This window comes from Pseudomonas sp. Ma2-10 (assembly GCF_054330215.1).
The window spans coordinates 495,352-520,387 of record NZ_JBTEYL010000001.1 but is presented as its reverse complement, the minus strand read 5'-3'; the positions used below and the strand labels follow the sequence as shown (position 1 = coordinate 520,387).

Annotated in this window: 22 protein-coding genes and 3 tRNA genes; 23 read left to right on the top strand and 2 right to left on the bottom strand. The window is 57.3% G+C overall.

From position 1 onward, the window contains the following. Positions 1-27: 27 nt before the first annotated feature. The 6 genes from dnaJ to ACXPVS_RS02315 all read left to right on the top strand — a co-directional run bounded on the left by dnaJ (position 28) and on the right by ACXPVS_RS02315 (position 7,610). On the top strand, positions 28-1,152 hold the full coding sequence (dnaJ, locus tag ACXPVS_RS02340; RefSeq protein ID WP_458508464.1) for a molecular chaperone DnaJ: 1,125 nt from the start codon (positions 28-30) through the stop codon (positions 1,150-1,152). A gap of 9 nt (positions 1,153-1,161) precedes the next feature. Beyond that, entirely contained in the window at positions 1,162-1,968 is an 807-nt protein-coding gene (gene dapB, locus ACXPVS_RS02335; RefSeq protein WP_458508463.1) for a 4-hydroxy-tetrahydrodipicolinate reductase, read from the top strand. 259 nt (positions 1,969-2,227) lie between these two features. Beyond that, on the top strand, positions 2,228-3,364 hold the full coding sequence (carA, locus tag ACXPVS_RS02330) for a glutamine-hydrolyzing carbamoyl-phosphate synthase small subunit (protein WP_309676570.1): 1,137 nt from the start codon (positions 2,228-2,230) through the stop codon (positions 3,362-3,364). 118 nt (positions 3,365-3,482) lie between these two features. Next, on the top strand, positions 3,483-6,704 hold the full coding sequence (gene carB / locus ACXPVS_RS02325) for a carbamoyl-phosphate synthase large subunit (protein WP_458508462.1): 3,222 nt from the start codon (positions 3,483-3,485) through the stop codon (positions 6,702-6,704). Beyond that, a complete protein-coding gene (gene greA, locus ACXPVS_RS02320) occupies positions 6,701-7,177 on the top strand; it encodes a transcription elongation factor GreA (protein WP_458508461.1) in 477 nt (158 codons plus the stop codon). The genes carB and greA overlap by 4 nt, the downstream gene beginning before the upstream one ends. 28 nt (positions 7,178-7,205) lie before the next feature. Continuing rightward, entirely contained in the window at positions 7,206-7,610 is a 405-nt protein-coding gene (locus ACXPVS_RS02315) for an MFS transporter (RefSeq protein ID WP_458508460.1), read from the top strand. Between the two features lie 9 nt (positions 7,611-7,619). Here ACXPVS_RS02315 and ACXPVS_RS02310 read toward each other — a convergent pair whose 3' ends face one another. After that, positions 7,620-7,928, bottom strand: coding sequence for a YhbY family RNA-binding protein (locus ACXPVS_RS02310; RefSeq protein ID WP_008005472.1), 309 nt, complete (start codon positions 7,926-7,928; stop codon positions 7,620-7,622). A gap of 105 nt (positions 7,929-8,033) precedes the next feature. On the opposite strand from ACXPVS_RS02310, the gene rlmE reads away from it, so the two are divergent. From rlmE to ACXPVS_RS02225, 17 genes are all read left to right on the top strand, one after another. Next, entirely contained in the window at positions 8,034-8,663 is a 630-nt protein-coding gene (gene rlmE / locus ACXPVS_RS02305; RefSeq protein WP_458508459.1) for a 23S rRNA (uridine(2552)-2'-O)-methyltransferase RlmE, read from the top strand. Positions 8,664-8,865: 202 nt separating this feature from the next. After that, positions 8,866-10,779 (top strand): ATP-dependent zinc metalloprotease FtsH, encoded by a 1,914-nt coding sequence (ftsH, locus tag ACXPVS_RS02300; protein WP_458508458.1) that lies wholly within the window; start codon positions 8,866-8,868, stop codon positions 10,777-10,779. Positions 10,780-10,787: 8 nt separating this feature from the next. Beyond that, positions 10,788-11,639, top strand: coding sequence for a dihydropteroate synthase (gene folP / locus ACXPVS_RS02295; RefSeq protein WP_458508457.1), 852 nt, complete (start codon positions 10,788-10,790; stop codon positions 11,637-11,639). A 16-nt stretch (positions 11,640-11,655) separates the two neighbouring features. Next, positions 11,656-12,993 carry a phosphoglucosamine mutase gene (gene glmM, locus ACXPVS_RS02290; RefSeq protein WP_458508456.1) on the top strand — a complete coding sequence of 446 codons (1,338 nt, stop codon included), beginning with the start codon at positions 11,656-11,658 and terminating at the stop codon, positions 12,991-12,993. A 66-nt stretch (positions 12,994-13,059) separates the two neighbouring features. Next, entirely contained in the window at positions 13,060-13,815 is a 756-nt protein-coding gene (tpiA, locus tag ACXPVS_RS02285; protein WP_458508455.1) for a triose-phosphate isomerase, read from the top strand. Between the two features lie 4 nt (positions 13,816-13,819). Continuing rightward, positions 13,820-14,203, top strand: a complete 384-nt coding sequence (gene secG, locus ACXPVS_RS02280) for a preprotein translocase subunit SecG (protein WP_458508454.1) — start codon at positions 13,820-13,822, stop codon at positions 14,201-14,203. A gap of 22 nt (positions 14,204-14,225) precedes the next feature. Then, positions 14,226-14,311: transfer RNA gene (locus tag ACXPVS_RS02275), tRNA-Leu, on the top strand. A gap of 96 nt (positions 14,312-14,407) precedes the next feature. After that, positions 14,408-14,484 (top strand) — tRNA-Met (locus ACXPVS_RS02270). Positions 14,485-14,622: 138 nt separating this feature from the next. After that, on the top strand, positions 14,623-15,081 hold the full coding sequence (gene rimP / locus ACXPVS_RS02265; protein ID WP_458508518.1) for a ribosome maturation factor RimP: 459 nt from the start codon (positions 14,623-14,625) through the stop codon (positions 15,079-15,081). Positions 15,082-15,128: 47 nt separating this feature from the next. Next, positions 15,129-16,610, top strand: coding sequence for a transcription termination factor NusA (gene nusA, locus ACXPVS_RS02260; RefSeq protein ID WP_458508453.1), 1,482 nt, complete (start codon positions 15,129-15,131; stop codon positions 16,608-16,610). A 27-nt stretch (positions 16,611-16,637) separates the two neighbouring features. Next, the gene (infB, locus tag ACXPVS_RS02255) at positions 16,638-19,166 is read left to right on the top strand and encodes a translation initiation factor IF-2 (RefSeq protein WP_458508452.1); all 2,529 of its coding nucleotides are present in this window, start codon (positions 16,638-16,640) and stop codon (positions 19,164-19,166) included. 159 nt (positions 19,167-19,325) lie between these two features. Next, positions 19,326-19,727 carry a 30S ribosome-binding factor RbfA gene (gene rbfA, locus ACXPVS_RS02250; RefSeq protein WP_008149016.1) on the top strand — a complete coding sequence of 134 codons (402 nt, stop codon included), beginning with the start codon at positions 19,326-19,328 and terminating at the stop codon, positions 19,725-19,727. Between the two features lie 3 nt (positions 19,728-19,730). Continuing rightward, the gene (gene truB, locus ACXPVS_RS02245; protein ID WP_458508451.1) at positions 19,731-20,648 is read left to right on the top strand and encodes a tRNA pseudouridine(55) synthase TruB; all 918 of its coding nucleotides are present in this window, start codon (positions 19,731-19,733) and stop codon (positions 20,646-20,648) included. 117 nt (positions 20,649-20,765) lie between these two features. After that, on the top strand, positions 20,766-21,035 hold the full coding sequence (gene rpsO / locus ACXPVS_RS02240) for a 30S ribosomal protein S15 (protein WP_140681637.1): 270 nt from the start codon (positions 20,766-20,768) through the stop codon (positions 21,033-21,035). 197 nt (positions 21,036-21,232) lie between these two features. Continuing rightward, the gene (gene pnp, locus ACXPVS_RS02235; protein ID WP_458508450.1) at positions 21,233-23,338 is read left to right on the top strand and encodes a polyribonucleotide nucleotidyltransferase; all 2,106 of its coding nucleotides are present in this window, start codon (positions 21,233-21,235) and stop codon (positions 23,336-23,338) included. A gap of 139 nt (positions 23,339-23,477) precedes the next feature. Beyond that, positions 23,478-23,550, top strand: a tRNA-Thr gene (locus ACXPVS_RS02230). A gap of 137 nt (positions 23,551-23,687) precedes the next feature. Further along, entirely contained in the window at positions 23,688-23,993 is a 306-nt protein-coding gene (locus ACXPVS_RS02225; protein ID WP_458508449.1) for a DUF6388 family protein, read from the top strand. A 50-nt stretch (positions 23,994-24,043) separates the two neighbouring features. Here ACXPVS_RS02225 and nadC read toward each other — a convergent pair whose 3' ends face one another. Then, the gene (gene nadC / locus ACXPVS_RS02220; RefSeq protein ID WP_458508448.1) at positions 24,044-24,892 is read right to left on the bottom strand and encodes a carboxylating nicotinate-nucleotide diphosphorylase; all 849 of its coding nucleotides are present in this window, start codon (positions 24,890-24,892) and stop codon (positions 24,044-24,046) included. Positions 24,893-25,036: the final 144 nt, after the last annotated feature.

The window sequence follows — 25,036 nt, the reverse complement described above, 5'->3', positions numbered from 1 at the left end:
CGAACGTCCTTAAGAGTGCAAAGACTTATGGCAAAGCGTGACTATTACGAAGTATTGGGTGTTGAGCGTGGCTCAAGCGAAGCAGACCTGAAAAAGGCCTACCGTCGCCTGGCGATGAAGCACCACCCGGACCGTAACCCCGATGACAAAGCGTCGGAAGATATGTTCAAGGAGGCCAACGAGGCCTACGAGGTGCTGTCCGATTCCAGCAAGCGCGCGGCCTACGACCAGTACGGTCATGCCGGTGTCGACCCGAGCATGGGTGGCGGCGGTGCCGGGTTTGGCGGTCAGAACTTCTCCGATATCTTTGGTGATGTCTTCAGTGATTTCTTCGGCGGCGCTCGCGGCGGTGCTCGTGGCGGCGCTCAGCGCGGCAGCGACCTGCGTTACACCCTGGAACTGAATCTGGAAGAAGCGGTGCGCGGTACGACCGTGAATATCCGTGTTCCGACATTGGTCAACTGCAAGCCATGCGACGGTTCGGGTGCCAAGAAAGGTTCCTCGCCGATCACTTGCCCGACGTGTGGCGGTATCGGTCAGGTCCGTATGCAGCAGGGGTTTTTCTCGGTACAGCAGACGTGCCCGCGCTGCCATGGTCATGGCAAGATCATCTCCGATCCGTGCGACTCGTGCGACGGCCAAGGCCGTGTTGAAGAGTACAAGACCCTCTCGGTGAAAGTGCCGGCCGGCGTCGATACCGGGGATCGAATTCGTCTGTCCGGCGAAGGCGAGGCGGGGGCTCAGGGGGGACCGACTGGCGACCTGTACGTAGTGATCAACGTGCGTGAACACGCGATCTTCCAGCGCGACGGCAAGCACCTGTTTTGCGAAGTGCCAATCAGCTTTGTCGATGCTGCGCTGGGTGGTGAGTTGGAGATTCCGACCCTTGATGGTCGAGTCAAACTGAAGATCCCGGAAGGAACTCAGACCGGCAAGCAGTTCCGTGTTCGCGGCAAGGGCGTTGCGCCAGTGCGCGGCGGCGGTGCTGGTGACTTGATGTGCCGAGTGGCGGTCGAAACCCCTGTCAATCTGGGGCGTCGTCAGCGCGAACTGCTGGAAGAGTTCCGTAGCTCGCTGGCAGATGACGACAGCCATTCACCTAAAACCGCTGGTTGGTTCGAAGGTGTGAAGCGCTTCTTCGGCGATTTGTAAGGAGTCGGCATGCGACGTATAGCTGTGATGGGCGCTGCCGGGCGCATGGGCAAGATTCTGGTCGAGGCGGTGCAGCAGCGCGCGCCGCTGACCGGGCTGACGGCAGCCATCGTACGCCCCGGCAGTACGCTGATTGGCGTGGATGCTGGTGAACTGGCCTCGTTGGGGCGTATCGGCGTTCCACTGTCCGGCAATCTGGACTCGGTGGCTGATGAGTTCGACGTGCTGGTCGACTTCACGCTCCCGGAAGTCATGCTGAAAAACCTGGCGTTCTGCCGTAAGGCGGGCAAGGCCATGGTGATCGGCACGACAGGGCTGGACGCCGCGCAGAAGCAAGTGCTGGCCGACGCCGGCAAGGATATTCCGATCGTGTTCGCAGCCAATTTCAGTGTGGGTGTAAACCTGTCGCTGAAGCTGCTCGACATGGCTGCTCGTGTGCTGGGTGATGACGCGGATATCGAGATCATCGAGGCTCATCATCGGCACAAGATCGATGCGCCTTCAGGTACGGCTTTGCGCATGGGTGAAGTCATCGCAAGCGCCCTGGATCGTGATCTGCAGAAGGTTGCGGTTTATGGTCGTGAAGGCCATACCGGTGCTCGCGAGCGTGAAACGATCGGCTTTGCCACTGTTCGCGGTGGTGATGTAGTCGGTGATCATACGGTTCTGTTCGCCTGTGAGGGCGAGCGACTGGAAATCACGCATAAAGCTTCCAGTCGCATGACCTTCGCCAAGGGCGCGGTACGTGCTGCGTTGTGGCTGGACGGTCGTGAGCCGGGTCTTTACGACATGCAAGACGTGCTCGATCTGCGTTAAGATGCGCCCCAAATCGGGTTCGAATAGTGTGTTTGAGCCCGGTTTTACTCCGCCAAGCGACGGCCTGTCGCATTCTCCGGCCTTTAAGGCTCATTGGCGGTAGACCAAAAATGCCTTTTTCTGTAAGCTACAGCTTTAGTGTGTCCACTAAAAGCGCGCAGAATTATTCGGTGAAGAAGCGGGGTGACGTGTCCATACGTCACTCCGCTTTTTTACAACCTGCGATCGCCCTTTCAGGCTTTATTTACGGGAGGTCTTCTTGACTAAGCCAGCCATACTCGCCCTTGCTGATGGCAGCATTTTTCGCGGCGAAGCCATTGGAGCCGACGGTCAAACCGTTGGTGAGGTGGTGTTCAACACCGCAATGACCGGCTATCAGGAAATCCTTACCGATCCTTCCTACGCCCAACAGATTGTTACTCTGACTTACCCGCACATCGGCAACACCGGCACCACGCCGGAAGACGCCGAGTCCGACCGCGTCTGGTCCGCGGGCCTGGTCATCCGCGACCTGCCACTGGTTGCGAGCAACTGGCGTAACACGATGTCCCTGTCCGATTACCTGAAAGCCAACAACGTTGTGGCAATCGCCGGTATCGACACTCGTCGCCTGACGCGCATCCTGCGAGAAAAAGGGGCGCAGAACGGCTGCATCATGGCCGGTGACAACATTTCAGAAGAAGCCGCCATCGCCGCCGCTCAGGGTTTTCCTGGCCTCAAAGGCATGGATCTGGCGAAAGTCGTCAGCACGAAAGAGAAGTACGAGTGGCGCTCGACTGTCTGGGATCTGAAAACCGACAGTCACGCGACTATCGAAGCCTCCGAGCTGCCGTACCACGTGGTTGCCTACGACTACGGCGTCAAACTGAATATCCTGCGGATGCTGGTTGAGCGCGGTTGCCGCGTGACGGTAGTACCGGCACAGACGCCAGCGGCTGAAGCGCTGGCATTGAAGCCGGACGGCGTGTTCCTGTCCAATGGCCCTGGCGATCCGGAGCCTTGCGACTACGCGATCCAGGCGATCAAAGATGTGCTGGAAACCGAAATTCCGGTCTTCGGTATCTGCCTTGGTCACCAACTGCTGGCGCTGGCCTCCGGTGCCAAGACCCTGAAAATGGGTCATGGTCACCACGGTGCCAACCACCCGGTTCAGGATTTGGATACCGGTGTTGTGATGATCACCAGCCAGAACCACGGTTTTGCGGTAGACGAAGCGACCCTGCCAGCCAACGTCCGGGCGATCCACAAATCGCTGTTCGACGGCACCCTGCAAGGTATCGAGCGTACCGACAAGAGCGCGTTCAGCTTCCAGGGTCACCCTGAAGCCAGCCCTGGCCCGAACGACGTAGCACCACTGTTTGATCGCTTCATCAACGAAATGGCCAAGCGACGCTAATTGCTCGCCATGATGTAGCAAAGCTTGAGGGCGGTCCCGACACCGGTGGCCCCCTCAGGTCTTCAAAGATTGAACAAGACGGCTTGCCGACTGACCTGCGGATTTGAGTGACAAACCCATGCCAAAACGTACAGACATTAAAAGCATCCTGATTCTCGGCGCTGGCCCGATCGTGATCGGCCAGGCCTGCGAATTCGACTACTCCGGCGCGCAAGCCTGTAAAGCCCTGCGCGAAGAGGGTTACCGCGTCATCCTGGTGAACTCCAACCCAGCGACCATCATGACCGATCCGGACATGGCTGACGCCACCTACATCGAACCGATCAAGTGGCAGACCGTTGCCAAGATCATCGAGAAAGAGCGTCCGGACGCGCTGCTGCCGACCATGGGTGGCCAGACCGCTCTGAACTGCGCACTGGACCTGGAGCGGGAAGGCGTTCTGGAGAAGTTCGGCGTAGAGATGATCGGCGCCAACGCTGACACCATCGACAAGGCTGAAGACCGTTCGCGCTTCGACAAAGCGATGAAATCCATCGGCCTGGACTGTCCTCGTTCGGGTATCGCCCACAGCATGGAAGAGGCCAATGTGGTCCTCGAGAAGCTCGGCTTCCCGTGCATCATCCGTCCTTCCTTCACCATGGGCGGCACGGGTGGTGGTATCGCTTACAACCGTGAAGAGTTCGAAGAAATCTGCGCTCGCGGCCTCGACCTGTCGCCGACCAAAGAGCTGCTGATCGACGAATCCCTGATCGGCTGGAAAGAATATGAGATGGAGGTTGTCCGCGATAAGAAGGACAACTGCATCATCGTCTGCTCCATCGAAAACTTTGACCCGATGGGCGTGCACACCGGTGACTCGATCACTGTTGCGCCAGCGCAGACGCTGACGGACAAGGAATACCAGATCATGCGTAACGCCTCGTTGGCGGTACTGCGTGAGATCGGCGTGGAAACCGGCGGCTCCAACGTCCAGTTCGGCATCTGCCCGGACACTGGCCGTATGGTCGTGATCGAGATGAACCCGCGGGTATCCCGCTCATCGGCGCTGGCCTCGAAAGCCACTGGTTTCCCGATTGCGCGTATCGCTGCCAAGCTGGCGATCGGTTACACCCTGGACGAACTGCAGAACGAAATCACCGGCGGCGCGACGCCTGCATCCTTCGAGCCGTCCATCGACTACGTCGTGACCAAGCTGCCACGCTTCGCCTTCGAGAAATTCCCGAAAGCCGACGCACGCCTGACCACTCAAATGAAGTCGGTGGGTGAAGTCATGGCCATCGGTCGGACTTTCCAGGAATCCCTGCAGAAAGCTCTGCGCGGTCTGGAAGTGGGCGTTTGCGGTCTGGACGAGAAGCTTGACTTGAGCAACCCGGAAAGCATGAGCGTGCTCAAGCGCGAACTGACCGTGCCGGGTGCCGAGCGTATCTGGTACGTGGCTGACGCCTTCCGCGCCGGCCTGTCGGTCGAAGACATCTTCGGCATGAACATGATCGACCCGTGGTTCCTGGTGCAGATCGAAGATCTGATCAAGGAAGAAGAGAAGGTCAAGACCCTGGGGCTGGCCAGCATCGACAAAGATGTGATGTTCCGCCTCAAGCGCAAAGGCTTCTCCGACATGCGTCTGGCCAAGCTGCTGGGCGTGACCGAGAAGGCTCTGCGTCGCCACCGTCACAAGCTAGAAATTTTTCCGGTCTACAAGCGCGTTGACACCTGCGCGGCCGAGTTCGCCACTGATACCGCTTACCTCTACTCGACGTATGAGGAAGAGTGTGAAGCTGCGCCGTCTGGCCGCGACAAGATCATGATCCTCGGTGGCGGTCCTAACCGTATCGGGCAGGGCATCGAGTTCGACTACTGCTGCGTACACGCGGCGCTGGCCCTGCGCGAGGACGGTTACGAGACCATCATGGTCAACTGCAACCCGGAAACCGTTTCTACCGACTACGACACCTCTGATCGCCTGTACTTCGAACCCGTTACCCTGGAAGACGTACTGGAAATCGTCCGCGTCGAGAAGCCGAAAGGCGTGATCGTCCAGTACGGCGGCCAAACCCCGCTGAAACTGGCGCGCGCTCTGGAAGAAGCCGGCGTGCCGATCATCGGCACCAGCCCTGACGCTATTGACCGTGCTGAAGACCGTGAGCGCTTCCAGCAAATGGTTGAGCGCCTGAACCTGCGTCAGCCGCCAAACGCCACCGTGCGCAGCGAAGACGAAGCGATTCGTGCAGCCAGCAAGATCGGTTACCCGCTGGTGGTTCGTCCGTCCTACGTACTGGGCGGCCGCGCGATGGAAATCGTTTATGAAGAAGAAGAGCTCAAGCGCTACCTGCGCGATGCGGTGAAAGTGTCCAACGACAGCCCGGTGCTGCTCGACCACTTCCTCAACTGCGCCATCGAAATGGACGTGGATGCAGTCTGCGACGGCACCGATGTGGTGATCGGCGCGATCATGCAGCACATTGAGCAGGCTGGCGTTCACTCCGGTGACTCCGCATGCTCCCTGCCGCCGTACTCGCTGCCTGCACACATCCAGGACGAGATGCGCGAACAGGTCAAGAAAATGGCCCTGGAGCTGGGCGTTGTCGGCCTGATGAACGTTCAGTTGGCGCTGCAAGGCGAAGACATCTACGTCATCGAAGTCAACCCGCGTGCTTCTCGCACCGTACCGTTCGTGTCCAAATGCATCGGTGTTTCCCTGGCGATGATCGCGGCTCGCGTGATGGCCGGTAAAACCCTGAAGGAAATCGGCTTCACCAAAGAAATCATTCCGAACTTCTACAGTGTGAAAGAGGCGGTGTTCCCATTCGCCAAATTCCCTGGCGTGGACCCGATCCTGGGTCCAGAGATGAAGTCCACGGGTGAAGTGATGGGTGTGGGCGACACTTTCGGTGAAGCGTTTGCCAAAGCCCAAATGGGCGCCAGCGAAGTGCTGCCAACTGGCGGTACCGCGTTCATCAGTGTGCGTGATGACGACAAACCCCTGGTTGCAGGCGTGGCTCGTGATCTGATCAACTTGGGCTTTGAAGTGGTCGCCACTGCCGGTACTGCCAAGCTGATCGAAGCAGCAGGCCTGAAAGTGCGTCGTGTGAACAAGGTGACCGAGGGTCGTCCGCACGTGGTCGACATGATCAAGAATGACGAAGTCACCCTGATCATCAACACCACCGAAGGTCGTCAGTCGATTGCTGATTCGTACTCCATTCGTCGTAATGCCTTGCAGCACAAGATTTACTGCACCACGACCATCGCTGCTGGCGAAGCTATCTGCGAAGCGCTGAAGTTCGGTCCCGAGAAGACCGTACGCCGCTTGCAGGATCTACACGCAGGATTGAAGGCATGATCAAATACCCAATGACCGTCCATGGCGCTAAAGCCCTGGAAGAAGAACACGCTCACTTGACCAAGGTCGTCCGTCCGAAGCTCAGCCAGGACATCGGTACGGCCCGCGAGTTGGGTGACTTGAAAGAAAACGCCGAATACCACGCTGCTCGCGAGCAGCAAGGTATGGTCGAGGCGCGGATCCGCGACATCGAAGGCCGCATGCAAAACGCGGTCATCATTGATGTCACGACCATTCCTCACACCGGCAAAGTGATCTTCGGCACCACCGTTGAAATCGCCAACGTCGAGACGGATGAAAGCGTCACGTACCACATCGTTGGTGAGGATGAAGCTGACTTCAAACTCGGCAAAATTTCGGTCGGCTCGCCATTGGCCCGCGCCTTGATTGCCAAGGAAGAGGGTGATGTGGTTGCCGTGAAAACGCCTGGCGGCGTTATCGAGTACGAGATTGTCGAAGTTCGCCACATCTAAGCGTAGGCGCCCGCTACGCGCGGGCGCCATGCTTTGGCAGCTGACTCAGATGTTGTGGGTTGGTGGTCTGTGGCTGTTGCACATCGGTCTGCTGCCGGTGCTGGGCGAAATTGGCCTGGCGCCGCTGCTGATCGACGAAATCGCAGGCATGCTTGATGCGCTGATGGTGGGGTTCGCCGCAGCGTGTGTGATTTTTCAGGCTTTGGTGCTGGTTCAGGCCGAGGGCCTTGCCAGCCTATGGCGCGATATTCGCGGGCAGCTGCTGATGGTGGCACTGTATGCGTGTGCGATGTATGTGACGGTGCGTATCGGTTGGCCGGATGCCATGCGTTGGCAGGTGTTCAGCTATCTTGTTCTGGGTTTTTCCGGGCTGGTGCTGGTGTTGCAGCCGGTGCCTGGGTGGAGTGGCAGGGTGCGCGAAGCACACCCTTGACCCTTGTCATCACTTGAAGCGATGGACGTTCGACAGTTGCTTGTTGACGCTGAAGTTCTTGCGGTAAATCAGTGCCATCTTGCCGATGACCTGAACCAGGTCCGCTTTGCCGACCTTGCACAGTTCTGCAATGTTCGCCAGGCGCGACTCGCGATCGAGGATGTTGAGCTTGATTTTAATCAGCTCGTGATCCGCCAAAGCGCGTTCAAGTTCGGCTAACACACCTTCAGTCAAACCGTTGTCAGCCACAGTCAAAACTGGTTTCAGATGGTGGCCAATGGATTTGTACTGTTTCTTCTGCTCTTGAGTGAGCGGCATAATCTGACCCCTGCGTCTGATCTTGTAAAAAGCGGCGGCCAGTTTACCCGAGCGAGTCCGGGACCGCCCAGTTAATCACGACCCGTTTTATTTTCGAGGTGGCCCGTGGCCCGTTCCAAGACAAGCCTTAAGTGGCTGCAAAGACATGTCAATGATCCCTATGTGAAGCAGGCGCAGAAGGATGGTTACCGTTCGCGTGCGAGTTACAAGCTTCTGGAGGTCCAGGAGAAATACAAACTGATCCGTCCGGGTATGAGCGTTGTCGACCTGGGAGCGGCGCCCGGCGGCTGGTCGCAGGTCACTAGTCGGCTGATCGGTGGTCAGGGGCGTCTGATCGCCTCGGACATCCTGGAAATGGACAGCATTCCGGACGTGACTTTCATCCAGGGTGACTTCACCCTGGACGACGTGCTCGCTCAGATCCTGGAAGCCGTGGGTAATTCGCAGGTGGACCTTGTGATTTCCGATATGGCCCCCAATATGAGTGGTACGCCTGAGGTGGACATGCCAAAAGCCATGTTTCTATGTGAGCTGGCTCTTGATCTGGCAGCTCGCATACTCAAGCCAGGTGGTAATTTCGTGATCAAGGTGTTTCAAGGCGAAGGGTTTGATGCTTACGTGAAGGACGCTCGTCAGAAATTCGACAAGGTTCAGATGATCAAGCCGGACTCTTCCCGTGGCAGCTCCCGCGAGCAATACATGCTGGCTTGGGGCTACCGCGGCCGTAGTGAGTAAATCGAGGTTCTTCAGCGGGTCGATAGGTTTTTCGTATTTCGCCTCGTGAGCAATAGCGAATAATGTGTAGGAAGTGTTTCACAAAGGGTTACAGACGGCGCCTGCCAGAGCCGTAGGTAATGTAGTAAGTTAGGCCGGTGAATATCATGCGAAGCGCGCGCCATTAGCGGAGCTTGCTTCAGAGGGTAGTTAATTGAACGATATGGCAAAGAATCTGATCCTGTGGTTGATCATCGCGGCTGTCCTGGTGACAGTAATGAACAACTTCTCCAGCCCTAACGAGCCGCAGACCCTCAACTATTCCGACTTCATCCAGCAGGTCAAGGATGGAAAGGTCGAGCGCGTAGCGGTTGACGGCTACGTGATTACCGGCAAACGCAACGACGGCGACAGCTTCAAGACCATTCGTCCGGCAATCCAGGACAACGGTCTGATCGGCGACCTCGTGGACAACCATGTCGTAGTCGAAGGCAAGCAGCCTGAACAGCAAAGCATCTGGACTCAACTCCTGGTCGCAAGCTTCCCGATCCTGGTGATCATCGCCGTGTTCATGTTCTTCATGCGGCAGATGCAGGGCGGCGCCGGTGGAAAGGGTGGGCCAATGAGCTTCGGCAAGAGCAAGGCGCGCCTGCTCTCCGAGGATCAGGTGAAAACTACCTTGGGTGATGTTGCCGGCTGTGACGAAGCGAAGGAAGAAGTTGGTGAGCTGGTCGAGTTCTTGCGTGATCCGGGCAAGTTTCAGCGTCTGGGTGGTCGCATTCCTCGCGGCGTGCTGATGGTGGGTCCTCCGGGTACCGGTAAAACGTTGCTCGCCAAAGCGATTGCAGGCGAAGCAAAAGTACCGTTCTTCACTATTTCTGGTTCCGATTTTGTCGAAATGTTTGTCGGTGTCGGTGCCAGCCGTGTCCGTGACATGTTCGAGCAGGCCAAGAAGCACGCGCCATGCATCATCTTCATCGATGAAATCGACGCCGTCGGTCGTCATCGTGGCGCCGGGATGGGTGGCGGTCACGATGAGCGCGAGCAGACTCTCAACCAGTTGCTGGTAGAGATGGACGGCTTCGAAATGAATGACGGCATTATCGTTATCGCAGCAACCAACCGTCCGGACGTACTGGACCCTGCGTTGCTGCGTCCGGGCCGTTTCGACCGTCAGGTTGTCGTCGGTTTGCCGGATATCCGTGGTCGCGAGCAGATTCTCAAGGTTCACATGCGAAAAGTGCCAATGGGTGACGATGTCGCTCCGGCTGTGATCGCTCGTGGTACTCCTGGTTTCTCCGGTGCCGACCTGGCTAACCTGGTGAACGAAGCGTCGTTGTTCGCGGCCCGTACTGGCAAGCGCGTCGTTGAAATGAAAGAGTTCGAATTGGCCAAAGACAAGATCATGATGGGCGCCGAGCGCAAATCCATGGTCATGTCCGAGAAAGAGAAGCAGAACACCGCGTACCACGAAGCAGGTCACGCTATTGTTGGGCGCGTCGTGCCTGAGCATGACCCGGTCTACAAGGTGTCGATCATTCCGCGCGGTCGTGCGCTGGGTGTGACCATGTTTCTGCCGGAAGAAGATCGCTACAGCCTGTCCAAGCGTGCATTGATCAGTCAGATCTGCTCGTTGTACGGTGGCCGTATTGCTGAAGAAATGACCTTGGGCTTCGACGGCGTCACCACTGGTGCGTCAAACGACATCATGCGTGCCAGCCAGATTGCACGGAACATGGTAACCAAATGGGGCTTGTCGGAAAAACTCGGTCCGTTGATGTACGCAGAAGACGAGGGTGAAGTGTTCCTCGGTCGCGGTGGTGGCGGTCAGGGTGCAAGCTTCTCTGGTGAGACCGCCAAGTTGATTGACTCCGAAGTGCGCAGCATCATTGATCAGTGCTACGGCACGGCCAAGCAGATCCTCACCGATAATCGTGACAAGCTCGACGCCATGGCTGATGCCTTGATGAAGTACGAAACGATCGACGCTGATCAGATCGACGACATCATGGCGGGTCGTGCGCCTCGTGAGCCTCGCGACTGGTCGGGCGGTGGTACCGGGACCTCCGGAACACCTCCGGTGGCGCAGGATCCGCGTCCGGAAACACCGATCGGCGGTCCGGCTGCTGACGTTTAAGGTTTGAAATGACTTCTGTTCAGTCCTCGACCCGGTTGCCTTGCGGCAATCGGGTTCTTGATTTGGCCCTGACGCACGTCATGGGTATTCTCAATGTCACTCCCGATTCCTTCTCTGATGGCGGCCAATATAGCCAGCTCGATGCGGCCTTGCGCCATGCCGAGGCTATGGTGGCGGCCGGCGCGACGTTGATTGATGTTGGTGGTGAATCGACCCGCCCGGGTGCCAGAGCGGTATCGCCGCTGGAAGAGCTTGAGCGCGTAGCTCCGGTCGTCGAGCGAATACACCGCGAGTTGGATGTAATTATCTCGGTCGACACTTCCACCCCGGCTGTGATGCGCGAAGCCGCGCGACTCGGTGCGGGGTTGATCAATGACGTGCGCTCTCTGCGGCGCGATGGCGCTCTGGATGCGGCTGCGGCCACTGGCCTGCCAGTCTGTCTGATGCACATGCTCGGTGACCCGGGCGACATGCAGGACAATCCGCAGTATCAGGATGTCACGAAAGAGGTGGGCGAGTTTCTCGCTGAGCGCATGGCTCAATGTGCGTCGGTAGGCATTACCGCGAACCGGATCATCCTTGATCCGGGCTTTGGCTTCGCAAAAACCTTGCAGCACAATCTAAGCTTGTTCAAGCATATGGAGGCCTTGCATGCCTTGGGGCGGCCCCTGTTGGTTGGGGTTTCGCGAAAGAGCATGATAGGTCAGGCATTGAATCGTCCGGTTGGAGAGCGTCTGCATGGTGGTCTGGCGCTCGCAGCGCTGGCTTCGGTCAAGGGGGCGCGTATATTGCGCGTCCATGATGTGGCCGAAACCGTCGATGTGGTGCGAATGATCGCCGCAGTGGAATCTGCCGAATAAGAATGATGGAGCTCTTATGACTAAGAAATACTTTGGCACCGACGGCATTCGTGGTCGGGTCGGAGAATATCCGATTACTCCTGACTTCATGCTCAAGCTCGGCTGGGCTGCGGGCATGGCGTTCCGTAAAATGGGCGCCTGCAAGGTACTGGTGGGCAAGGACACCCGGATCTCCGGCTATATGTTCGAGTCGGCTCTTGAAGCCGGACTTACGTCGGCAGGTGCCGATGTCATGCTCCTGGGGCCGATGCCGACACCGGCCATCGCCTACCTGACACGTACCTTTCATGCCGAAGCGGGCATCGTGATCAGTGCCTCGCACAACCCTCACGATGACAACGGCATCAAATTTTTCTCCGGAAAGGGCACCAAGCTTCCGGACGAAGTCGAGCATATGATCGAAGAATTGCTCGATACCCCGATGACCGTGGTTGAATCGAGCAAGATCGGCAAGGTATCGCGCATCAACGATGCTTCAGGCCGCTATATCGAATTCTGCAAGAGCAGCGTCCCTACCGGCACTAGCTTCGCAGGCCTGAAGATCGTGATCGATTGCGCTCATGGCGCGGTCTATAAGGTGGCGCCTAGCGTGTTCCGTGAGTTGGGTGCCGAAGTCGTTGTGCTTTCCGCTCAGCCTAACGGACTGAACATCAATGATAATTGCGGTTCGACCCATATGGGGCAGCTGCAAGCCGCTGTATTGGCAGAGCATGCTGATCTGGGCATTGCCTTTGATGGTGATGGTGATCGTGTTCTGATGGTGGATCATACCGGTGCCATCGTTGATGGCGATGAACTGCTATTCATCATCGCTCGCGATTTGCATGAACGCGACAAATTGCAGGGCGGAGTCGTCGGTACATTGATGAGTAACCTGGGGCTGGAATTGGCCCTGGCGGATCTGTCGATTCCTTTTGTGCGTGCCAACGTCGGTGACCGTTACGTGATCGCTGATCTGCTGGAGCGCAACTGGCTCCTGGGTGGCGAAAACTCCGGGCATATCGTCTGCTTCAGCCACACCACTACGGGTGACGCAATTATCGCTGCGCTGCAGGTGCTGATGGCGCTGAAACGTCGCTGCGAGGGGTTGGCGCAATCGCGTCAGGCGCTGCGCAAATGCCCACAGGTGCTGATCAATGTGCGATTCGGCGGTGGCGCGAGCCCTCTTGATCATCCATCCGTCAAGGAGGCAAGCGAGCGCGTTACCAAGGCAATGGCTGGTCGTGGGCGCGTGCTGTTGCGCAAGTCCGGGACGGAGCCGCTGGTGCGGGTCATGGTCGAAGGCGAGGACGAAACACAGGTTCGCGGCTACGCCGAAGAGCTGGCAAAACTGGTTACTGAAGTTTCTGCCTGATTTCGGCTTGCCAGTCATGATTGTGTTGGGTAACATCTGCGCCCACTTTGACCGACGAGGTACAGCATGCGTCGCCCTATGGTAGCTGGTAACTGGAAGATGCACGGTACCCGCGCCAGCGTCGCTGAGCTGATCAATGGCCTTCGTCATTTGGCCTTGCCGAGCGGTGTTGATGTCGCGGTATTCCCGCCTTGCTTGTATATCAATCAAGTGATTGATGGCTTGGAAGGAAAGTCGATTTCGGTCGGTGCGCAGAATTCTGCGGTGGAATCCATGCAAGGTGCATTGACCGGTGAGATTGCGCCGAGTCAGTTGGTGGATGCAGGTTGTTCCCTGGTGCTTGTCGGGCACTCTGAGCGCCGCCAGATACTGGGCGAGCAGGACGGAATGCTGATTCGCAAGTTCGCAGCGGCACAGGCATGTGGCTTGATTCCGGTGTTGTGCGTAGGGGAAACCCTTGAAGAGCGCGAAGCTGGAAAAACTCTTGAGGTTGTCGGGCGTCAGCTAGGCAGTATCATAGAGGAGCTCGGTGTTGGTGCTTTTGCAAAGGCAGTAATCGCTTACGAGCCGGTCTGGGCCATTGGTACCGGGCTGACTGCTTCACCGCAACAGGCGCAGGATGTGCATGCAGCCATTCGCGCGCAGTTGGCGGCAGAGAATTCTGAGGTTGCACAAGGTGTGCGGCTTCTATACGGCGGCAGCGTGAAGGCGGCCAATGCGGTCGAACTGTTCGGCATGCCGGATATCGATGGGGGGCTCATTGGTGGGGCTTCCCTGAATGCAGATGAGTTCGGTGCGATCTGTCGCGCCGCGGGAAACTGAAAAAATGCTGGAAACAGTCGTAGTCGTTTTTCATCTGCTGGGTGCATTGGGCGTAGTCGCTCTGGTATTGCTGCAGCAGGGTAAAGGTGCGGATGCTGGTGCGTCTTTCGGAGCAGGTGCTTCAAATACTGTGTTCGGGAGCCAAGGTTCCTCTACCTTTCTTAGTAAGTTTACTGCTATACTTGCCGCCGGTTTCTTCATAACCAGCTTAGGGTTAGGTTACTTTGCTAAAGAGAAAGCTCACCAGCTGACTCAAGCAGGTTTGCCAAGCCCGGCAGTGTTGGAAGTTCCAAAGCAACAACCGGCTTCTGATGATGTACCGGTGCTTCAAGAGCAAAAGTCGGCTGCTTCAGCGACTGACGTGCCTCCAGCTCAAGAGCAAAAGTAAGAAGGGTTTCAAATGTAGTATTGCCGAGGTGGTGGAATTGGTAGACACGCAACCTTGAGGTGGTTGTGCCCATAGGGTGTAGGGGTTCGAGTCCCCTTCTCGGTACCAATTATCAGGAGAGCCCGCTGTAGCGGGCTTTTTTGTAGGCGGAAGGTTACATTGACCCTGTCAGGGATCGGTCGTATACTTCCGCCCCAGCTTTGTCGCGGGGTGGAGCAGTCTGGTAGCTCGTCGGGCTCATAACCCGAAGGTCGTCGGTTCAAATCCGGCTCCCGCAACCAGTTTAAGGAGCCCCTTTTAAGGGGCTTTTTGTTAGCTGGACACTTTCAACGCCGCTGTTCGACGGCGTTTCAAGGATGGGCGTTTCGCCCATTTTTTTATTTTGCACAGCATGCACATACATGCACGAGGGGGTTCAGGTGTCGAGCAAGCTAGAAGAGTTGCAGGCCTTGCTGGCCCCGGTGGTCGTGGCCCTAGGCTATGAATGCTGGGGTATTGAGTTTTCGGCTCAAGGTCGCCACTCAATGTTGCGCGTTTATATCGATAAAGAGGGCGGCGTGCTGGTGGACGATTGTGCCATTGTCAGCCGTCAAATCAGCGGTGTTCTGGATGTTGAAGATCCAATCACCGTTGAATACACCCTTGAAGTTTCCTCGCCTGGCATGGAACGCCCGCTGTTCACTATTGAGCAGTTTGCAAAATTTGCCGGTGAACAAGTGAAGATCAAGCTGCGCTCGCCTTTTGAAGGTCGACGCAACTTTCAGGGCCTTCTGCGCGGTGTAGAAGAACAGGACGTCGTGGTGCAGGTAGAAGACCATGAGTTTCTGTTGCCGATCGATATGGTCGACAAGGCCAACATTATTCCCAGTTTTGACTGAGACGCGGATCCCGCGGATCCAATGGCTTGCGAAAGGCGAGGCGTACGATGAGCAAAGAAGTACTGCTGGTTGTTGAGTCGGTATCCAATGAAAAGGGCGTACCGGCAAACGTAATTTTTGAAGCGCTGGAGCTGGCTCTGGCCACTGCTACCAAAAAACGTTTCGAGGACGAAGTCGATCTGCGTGTGGAAATCAATCGCCACACCGGTGCTTACGAGACATTCCGTCGCTGGACGGTCGTCGAAGAAGCAGACCTGGACGATCCGGCCATCGAAATCTGGCCGAGCAAGGTTGCGCAAACGCATCCTGGTGCTCAGGTTGGCGATGTAGTCGAAGAAAAGATCGAATCCATCGAGTTCGGCCGTATCGCTGCACAGACTGCCAAGCAAGTCATCGTGCAGAAAGTTCGCGAAGCCGAGCGCGCTCAAGTTGTTGATGCTTACCGCGAGCGCCTGGGTGAAATCATCTCCGGCACCGTGAAGAAAGTGACCCGCGACAACGTGATCGTTGACTTGGGCAACAACGCTGAAGCGTTATTGGCTCGTGAAGACATCATTTCTCGCGAAACTTTCCGGGTTGGCGTGCGCCTGCGTGCGCTGCTCAAGGAAATCCGCACCGAGAACCGCGGCCCGCAGCTGATCCTGTCGCGTACCGCGCCGGAAATGCTGATCGAGTTGTTCCGCATCGAAGTGCCGGAAATTGCTGAAGGCCTGATCGAAGTAATGGCAGCATCCCGTGACCCGGGTTCGCGCGCCAAGATCGCGGTCCGTTCCAAGGACAAACGCATCGACCCGCAAGGCGCTTGCATCGGTATGCGCGGTTCGCGCGTGCAGGCAGTGTCGGGTGAGTTGGGCGGTGAGCGTGTGGACATCGTCCTGTGGGACGACAACCCGGCTCAGTTTGTGATCAATGCAATGTCGCCGGCTGAAGTGGCGGCAATTATCGTTGACGAAGATGCCCATGCAATGGACATCGCCGTTGGCGCAGACAATCTGGCTCAGGCCATTGGTCGGGGTGGTCAGAACGTGCGTCTGGCTAGCCAGTTGACTGGCTGGACCCTGAACGTGATGACCGAATCGGACATCCAGGCTAAGCAGCAAGCAGAAACCGGCGACATCTTGCGCAACTTCATCGACGAGCTGGAAGTCGACGAAGACCTTGCACAGGTGCTGGTAGATGAAGGCTTTACCAGCCTGGAAGAGATTGCCTACGTACCGTTGGAAGAAATGCTCAACATCGACGGCTTTGACGAAGAAACCGTCAACGAGCTTCGCGCTCGCGCCAAGGATCGTTTGTTGACCAAAGCCATCGCTACTGAGGAAAAGCTGGCAGACGCCCATCCGGCCGAAGACCTGCTCTCGCTTGAGGGTATGGACAAGGATTTGGCGATGGAACTGGCGGTGCGCGGCGTAATTACCCGCGAAGACCTGGCCGAGCAGTCTATTGACGACCTGCTCGACATCGACGGCATTGACGATGATCGTGCCGGCAAGTTGATCATGGCCGCCCGAGCCCACTGGTTCGAGTAATTAGGCGCGGCCTGAGGAGAGAAGTGCATGACGCAAGTCACGGTGAAACAACTGGCCGATGAGGTCAAAACACCGGTAGAGCGCCTGTTGCAGCAGATGCGTGAGGCAGGTCTGCCGCACACCGCCGCCGAAGAACATGTGACTGACAGTGAGAAGCAATCTTTGCTGACTCACTTGAAAAGCAGCCACAAGGCGAAAGTGGAAGAACCACGCAAGATCACGCTGCAGCGTAAAACCACCAGCACCCTGCGTGTTGCTGGCAGCAAAAGCATCAGTGTTGAAGTCCGTAAAAAGAAAGTTTTCGTACAGCGCAGCCCGGAAGAAATCGAAGCCGAGCGCAAACGTGAACTGGAAGAACGTCGCGCAGTAGAAAATGCTGCCCGTCAGAAGGCTGAAGAAGAAGCCAAGCGTCGCGCCGAAGAAGAAGCGCGTCGCCAGCCTGCCGGCGCGCAATCCGCTACTAACGGCGCCGTTGCAGCACCTGCAGCAGTTGCCGAGCCAGTACGCGAAAGCGCGCCGGTTGTGGCTGCTGCACCAGCACCGTCTGCTGACGTTCGCAACAAGCAGAACGAACAGCGTCGTCCGGACAAGCCGCGTGCAGACGATAACAATCGTCGTGGCAGCAGCGATGGTGATCGCAAAAACGCTCCGCATCGTGCTTCGGTTAAAGAGAAAGCGCCTGCGCCACGTGTTGCGCCACGTACTACTGACGAAGAAAGCGATAGCTTCCGTCGTGGTGGTCGCGGCAAAGCCAAGCTGAAGAAACGCAACGCTCACGGTTTCCAGAGCCCAACCGGCCCTGTAGTGCGCGAAGTGAAGATCGGCGAGACCATCTCTGTTGGCGATCTCGCTCAGCAGATGTCGGTCAAGGCTGCTGAAATCATCAAGTTCATGTTCAAACTGGGTACGCCAGCGACCATCAATCAGGTATTGGATCAGGAAACTGCCCAACTGGTTGCTGAAGAACTGGGCCACAAAGTGACCCTCGTCAGCGACACGGCCCTGGAAGATTCCCTGGCCGAGTCCCTGAAGTTTGAAGGTGAGTCGTTCTCCCGTGCGCCAGTCGTGACCGTAATGGGCCACGTTGACCACGGTAAGACCTCGCTGCTCGACTACATCCGTCGTGCCAAGGTAGCTGCTGGCGAAGCCGGCGGTATCACCCAGCACATCGGCGCATACCACGTTGAAACTGACCGCGGCATGGTTACGTTCCTCGATACCCCGGGTCACGCTGCGTTTACCGCAATGCGTGCTCGTGGTGCCAAGGCGACCGACATCGTGATCCTGGTGGTTGCAGCGGACGACGGCGTAATGCCGCAGACCATTGAAGCCGTTCAGCACGCCAAGGCTGCCGGTGTTCCACTGGTTGTTGCCGTGAACAAAATCGACAAGCCGGGCGCCGATCTTGATCGCATCCGTAGCGAACTGTCGGTTCACGGCGTGACCTCGGAAGAGTGGGGCGGCGACACCCCGTTCGTATCGGTTTCGGCGAAAGTCGGTACTGGTGTGGACGAGTTGCTCGAAGCAGTACTGCTGCAAGCCGAAGTTCTGGAACTGAAAGCAACTCCTTCGGCCCCAGGTCGTGGTGTTGTGGTCGAATCGCGTCTCGACAAAGGTCGTGGCCCGGTTGCAACTGTTCTGGTTCAAGACGGTACCTTACGCCAAGGCGACATGGTGCTGGTCGGTTCGAACTATGGCCGTGTACGTGCCATGCTCGACGAGAACGGCAAGCCGATCAAAGAAGCGGGTCCTTCCATCCCTGTCGAGATCCTCGGCCTGGACGGTACTCCGGACGCTGGCGACGAGATGAGCGTACTGTCCGACGAGAAGAAAGCCCGTGAAGTGGCTCTGTTCCGTCAAGGCAAGTTCCGCGAAGTCAAACTGGCCCGCGCTCACGCCGGCAAGCTTGAAAACATCTTCGAGAACATGGGTCAGGAAGAGAAGAAGACGCTCAACATCGTCCTCAAATCCGACGTCCGTGGTTCGCTGGAAGCGTTGAACGGTGCCTTGAACGGCCTGGGTAACGACGAAGTGCAAGTGCGTGTTGTCGGTGGCGGTGTCGGTGGTATCACCGAGTCCGACGCCAACCTGGCACTGGCCTCCAACGCTGTACTGTTCGGCTTCAACGTGCGTGCCGATGCTGGCGCTCGCAAGATCGTCGAGCAGGAAGGTCTGGATATGCGTTACTACAACGTGATCTACGACATCATCGAAGACGTCAAGAAAGCCCTCACCGGTATGCTGGGCAGCGATGTTCGCGAGAACATCCTGGGTACCGCTGAAGTACGTGACGTGTTCCGTTCGCCGAAGTTTGGCGCGATCGCCGGTTGCATGGTTATCGAAGGTGTTGTTCACCGTAACCGTCCAATCCGTGTACTGCGTGAAGACATCGTTATCTTCGAAGGCGAGCTGGAATCCCTGCGCCGCTTCAAGGATGACGCTTCCGAAGTACGTGCCGGCATGGAATGCGGTATCGGCGTGAAGAGCTATAACGACGTCAAAGCTGGCGACAAGATCGAAGTTTACGAGAAAGTTCAGGTTGCTCGCAGCCTCTAACTCGCGGACTTCAAGGGCCACGATGAGCCGCCGCATGCAGATGCGCGGCGCAGCGTCAGGACTCTAAACGCAACGCCCGGTCTGGCTTTTGTCAGGCCGGGCGTTTGCCGCTTTCAGACCCTTCGGGTTTCACCGTGGGGCAGTAACAGGTAACAAGACATGGCAAAAGAATACAGCCGTACCCAACGTATCGGCGATCAGATGCAGCGTGAGCTGGCACAGCTGATCCGTCGTGAAGTCAAAGACCCGCGCGTCGGCCTGGTCACCATTACAGCTGTTGAAGTCAGCCGTGACGTCGGTCACGCGAAGATCTTCATCACCGTGATGGGGCAAGACAACGCCGAAGATATCGCGCAAAGCATCAAGGTGCTCAACTCCGCCGCCGGTTTCCTGCGCATGCAGTTGGCTCGCGAAATGAAGTTGCGCAGCGTTCCACAGTTGCACTTCCACTACGACGAAAGCGTCGTGCGTGGCGCTCATCTGTCGGCATTGATCGAACGTGCGGTAGCTGAAGACAATCAGCATCCGGTTGCGGCAGAAGCCGAAGACACCAAGGAGTAATCGGTGGCTCAGGTCAAACGTATCCGTCGTAACGTCAGCGGCATCATCCTGCTCGACAAACCACTGGGGTTCACCTCCAATGCGGCGTTGCAGAAGGTTCGTTGGTTGCTGAACGCCGAGAAGGCCGGGCACACCGGCAGTCTCGATCCGCTGGCCACCGGCGTGTTGCCATTGTGCTTCGGTGAGGCCACCAAGTTTTCGCAATACCTGCTCGACTCCGACAAGGGTTACGAAACCCTGGCGCAACTGGGCAAGACCACCACCACGGCCGATGCCGAGGGTGATGTGCTATTGGAGCGCCCAGTGACCGTTGGTCGCGCCGATGTCGAAGCAGTACTGCCGAAATTTCGTGGGCAAATCAGTCAGATACCGCCCATGTACTCGGCGCTCAAACGTGATGGCCAGCCGTTGTACAAGCTGGCCCGGGCAGGTGAAGTAGTGGAGCGCGAACCGCGTTCTGTTACTATTAGGCGCTTGGAATTACTGGCCTTTGAAGGTGATACTGCGCGGCTTGCAGTGGATTGCACCAAAGGCACTTATATCCGCACTCTGGTGGAGGATATCGGTGAGCAACTCGGTTGTGGCGCATACGTTGCTGAACTGCGACGTACCCAGGCCGGGCCTTTCACGCTGGCCCAGACAGTCACGCTGGAAGAGTTGGAAGCGGTACATGCCGAAGGCGGCAACGAAGCGGTCGACCGCTTTCTGATGCCCTCGGACAGCGGCCTGCTGGATTGGCCACTGCTGCAGTTCTCGGAGCACAGCTCGTTCTACTGGCTTAACGGCCAACCGGTACGAGCCCCGGATGCACCGAAGTTCGGCATGGTACGGGTACAGGATCACAATGGTCGCTTCATCGGTATCGGTGAAGTGAGCGAAGACGGGCGCATCGCGCCACGTCGACTGATTCGGTCAGAATGACCGGACGAGTGTGGCTGTTAACAGGCACGGTCACTACTCATTTTTAGATACAGGGATTTGTCCCTGGCCTGTTGAAGCTGTTTCTTTGAAACAGTTTCCTGATAAAAGGATTGCCTCATGGCTCTCGACGTTCAAGAAAAAGCTCAAATCGTAGCTGACTACCAGCAAGCTGTTGGTGACACTGGTTCGCCAGAAGTGCAAGTTGCACTGCTGACCCACAACATCAACAAGCTGCAAGGTCACTTCAAGATCAACGGTAAAGATCACCACTCCCGTCGTGGTCTGATCCGCATGGTAAACCAGCGTCGTAAGCTGCTGGACTACCTGAAAGGCAAGGATCTGGGTCGTTACCAGGCTCTGATCGGTCGCCTGGGTCTGCGTCGCTAATCAGCGATTGCGCTAGAGGTTGGTTGTCTGTCGTACGTCAGTGGGTTTCCCGCTGGCGTATGGCAGGCTCCCAGCCTCAAGTTTTATCTGGATACCTGCTTTACCTGGACAATGACAGTCGGGCCGATTCCCGGCGTTGCCCAAAAATTTCGCAAGAAGACAAATTCCCCAAGAGCCACAAAAGAAGGTAGGACACCGTGAACCCGGTAATCAAAAAATTCCAGTTCGGTCAGTCGACCGTTACCCTCGAGACTGGCCGTATCGCCCGTCAGGCCTCCGGCGCAGTATTGGTCACCGTTGACGACGACGTCAGCGTATTGGTGACTGTAGTCGGTGCCAAACAAGCCGATCCAGGCAAGGGCTTCTTCCCTCTGTCCGTTCACTACCAGGAAAAGACTTACGCTGCCGGTAAGATCCCTGGCGGTTTCTTCAAGCGTGAAGGCCGTCCTTCCGAGAAAGAAACCCTGACTTCCCGACTGATCGATCGTCCGATCCGTCCGCTGTTCCCAGAAGGCTTCATGAACGAAGTGCAGGTTGTCTGCACCGTCGTTTCCACCAGCAAGAAGACCGATCCGGACATCGCTGCGATGATCGGTACCTCGGCTGCCCTGGCAATCTCCGGTATTCCTTTCGATGGCCCGATCGGCTGTGCACGCGTTGCGTTCCACGAAAGCACCGGCTACCTGCTGAACCCGACTTACGAACAACAGAAAGCTTCGAGCCTGGACATGGTCGTTGCCGGTACTTCGGAAGCTGTGTTGATGGTTGAATCGGAAGCCAAAGAGCTGACCGAAGACCAGATGCTGGGCGCTGTACTGTTTGCTCACGACGAGTTCCAGGTGGTGATCAACGCCGTTAAAGAACTCGCCGCTGAAGCGGCCAAGCCGACCTGGACCTGGGCTCCACAGCCAGAAGCCACTGCTCTGTTGGGTGCTATCCGTGCCGAGTTCGGCGACGCGATCTCCCAGGCTTACACCATCACCATCAAGGCCGACCGTTACGCTCGTCTGGGCGAACTGAAAGACCAGGTGGTTGCCAAGCTGTCCGGTGAAGAAGGCCAGCCTTCCTCCAGCGAAGTCAAAGCGGCTTTCGGCGAAATCGAATACCGCACCGTTCGCGAAAACATCGTTAACGGCAAGCCACGTATCGACGGCCGCGACACCAAGACCGTACGCCCTTTGAACATCGAAGTCGGTGTTCTGCCAAAGACCCACGGTTCGGCACTGTTCACCCGTGGCGAAACCCAGGCTCTGGTTGTTGCAACACTGGGCACCGCCCGTGACGCACAACTGCTGGACACCCTGGAAGGCGAGAAAAAAGACCCGTTCATGCTGCACTACAACTTCCCTCCGTTCTCGGTAGGTGAGTGTGGTCGCATGGGTGGCGCTGGCCGTCGCGAAATCGGTCACGGCCGTCTGGCCCGTCGTTCGATTGCAGCCATGCTGCCTGCTGCCGACGTGTTCCCGTACACCATTCGTGTTGTGTCGGAAATCACCGAGTCCAACGGTTCGAGCTCCATGGCTTCGGTCTGCGGCGCTTCCCTGGCTCTGATGGACGCCGGCGTTCCGATGAAGGCACCGGTTGCCGGTATCGCCATGGGTCTGGTTAAAGAAGGCGAGAAATTCGCCATCCTGACCGACATCCTGGGTGACGAAGACCACCTCGGCGACATGGACTTCAAGGTAGCCGGTACCGCCAAAGGTGTTACCGCGCTGCAGATGGACATCAAGATCAAAGGCATCACCGAAGAAATCATGGAAATCGCTCTGGGCCAAGCCCTGGAAGCGCGCCTGAACATCCTCGGTCAGATGAACCAGATCATTGGCCAGTCGCGTACCGAACTGTCGGAAAACGCTCCGACCATGATCGCGATGAAAATCGACACCGACAAAATCCGTGATGTCATCGGTAAAGGCGGCGCGACCATTCGTGCGATCTGTGAAGAGACCAAGGCTTCGATCGACATCGAAGACGACGGCTCGATCAAGATCTTCGGCGAAACCAAGGAAGCGGCTGAAGCTGCACGTCAGCGCGTTCTGGGCATCACCGCTGAAGCTGAAATCGGCAAGATCTATGTCGGTAAGGTTGAGCGCATCGTCGACTTCGGCGCATTCGTCAACATCCTGCCGGGCAAGGACGGTCTGGTTCACATCTCGATGCTGAGCGACGCTCGCGTAGAGAAAGTGACCGACATCCTGAAAGAAGGCCAGGAAGTGGAAGTACTGGTACTGGACGTGGACAACCGCGGCCGTATCAAGCTGTCCATCAAAGACGTAGCAGCAGCCAAGGCTTCGGGCGTTTAATCAGCCTCCACGCCTGACCGCTTCAACGTTATAAAAAATGCCCCGCAGTGAAAGCTGCGGGGCATTTTTTTGCCTGCAAAAAAATGAGACGGGTCATGAAGTTGCCTGCCCCCAAAGTCAGTGCTAGGTTTAGTCCACTGCCCGTGTAGCTCAGTTGGTAGAGCAGCGCACTCGTAACGCGAAGGTCGCAGGTTCGACTCCTGTCTCGGGCACGAGCGACACGTTGTTTTCAAATGATCCCGAATGGTTCTGAAGGCCAGGCAAGCCGGGCTTCAAACGGTTTTTTTGCGTCAGAGAGATCCTTGATGATCCAGATCCATCTTCCATTCCTCAGATCAAAGAGAACGCCATGACCGTTAAAGAGATGACTCAAGAAGCCAGACACGCAGAAGCGCTGAAGAAGTACTTGGTGGATTCGCCCCAGCTAGCCGAAGAGATCAAGGACTTGCCCGCCGACGATCAGAAAGACCAGATCCAGTGGGCATTCGAGGATGAGGCAGAGTCTCAGGGCTTGCAGCCCTGGGAGCTGACGCTCAAGTACACCTCAACCCCTGAAGAGTTCGAGGCTGCGCGCCTTGTTCTGCACAAGGAGGCTGCCGAGGTGTTGGGCGTCGAGTGGGAAGAGTACTGCGAGATGAACAATCTGGTGGTCTGATAAAAACGCCAGCCTCACGAGGCTGGCGTTTTTCATTCACACAAGCGTTATCAAAGGCTCAGGCGCATCGACAGATCGACAGCCTTCACATCCTTGGTCATCGCACCAATCGAGATGTAATCCACCCCCGTTTCGGCGATCGGTAGCAGCGTGCTTTCGTTGATACCGCCGCTGGCCTCCAGTTTCGCCTTGCCGCCGTTCAGGCGTACGGCTTCGCGCATATCATCCAGACTCAACTCATCGAGCATGATGATGTCGGCACCGGCTGCCAGGGCCTCCTTCAGTTCCTCCAGGCTTTCCACTTCGATCTCCACCGGTTTGCCCGGGGCAATCTTGTGCGCGGCTTTGATGGCCTCCGGGATGCCACCGCAGGCGGCAATATGGTTTTCCTTGATAAGGAAGGCGTCGTACAGGCCGATACGGTGGTTATGGCACCCGCCGCAGGTCACGGCGTACTTCTGCGCCTGACGCAGCCCCGGCAAGGTTTTACGGGTGTCGAGCAACTTCACCTGAGTCTCTGCAACGTAATCCGCCAGGTACTGCGCGCGTGTGGCCACGCCAGAAAGCAACTGCAGGAAGTTCAGGGCACTGCGTTCGCCCGTCAGTAGCGAGCGCGCCGGGCCTTCGAGGTGGAACAGCACCTGATTGGGTTTCACCCGCTCGCCATCGAGCACCTGCCAGTGCACTGCAACACGTGGGTCCAGCTGTCTAAACACGGCATCAACCCAGGCGGCGCCGCAGATGACGGCAGCGTCGCGGGTGATGATCGTGGCTTTGGCCAGGCGTTCGGCCGGGATCAGCTGTGCGGTGATGTCGCCGCTGCCGATGTCTTCGAGCAACGCACGGCGCACGTTGGCTTCGATTTCGGCGGTCAAATCGGCGAGACGTAGATTCGGCATAACGGACTCCACAAACAAAGTGACCCGATTATAGGGCCATGGCGCTGGGCAACCCAAGGCATCAGAGGCGTTCCCATCGCTCTGCAACCTGCATTTGGTCGATTCGACTGAGTAATCAACACTAAGTTAGCGCTGCCATAAACG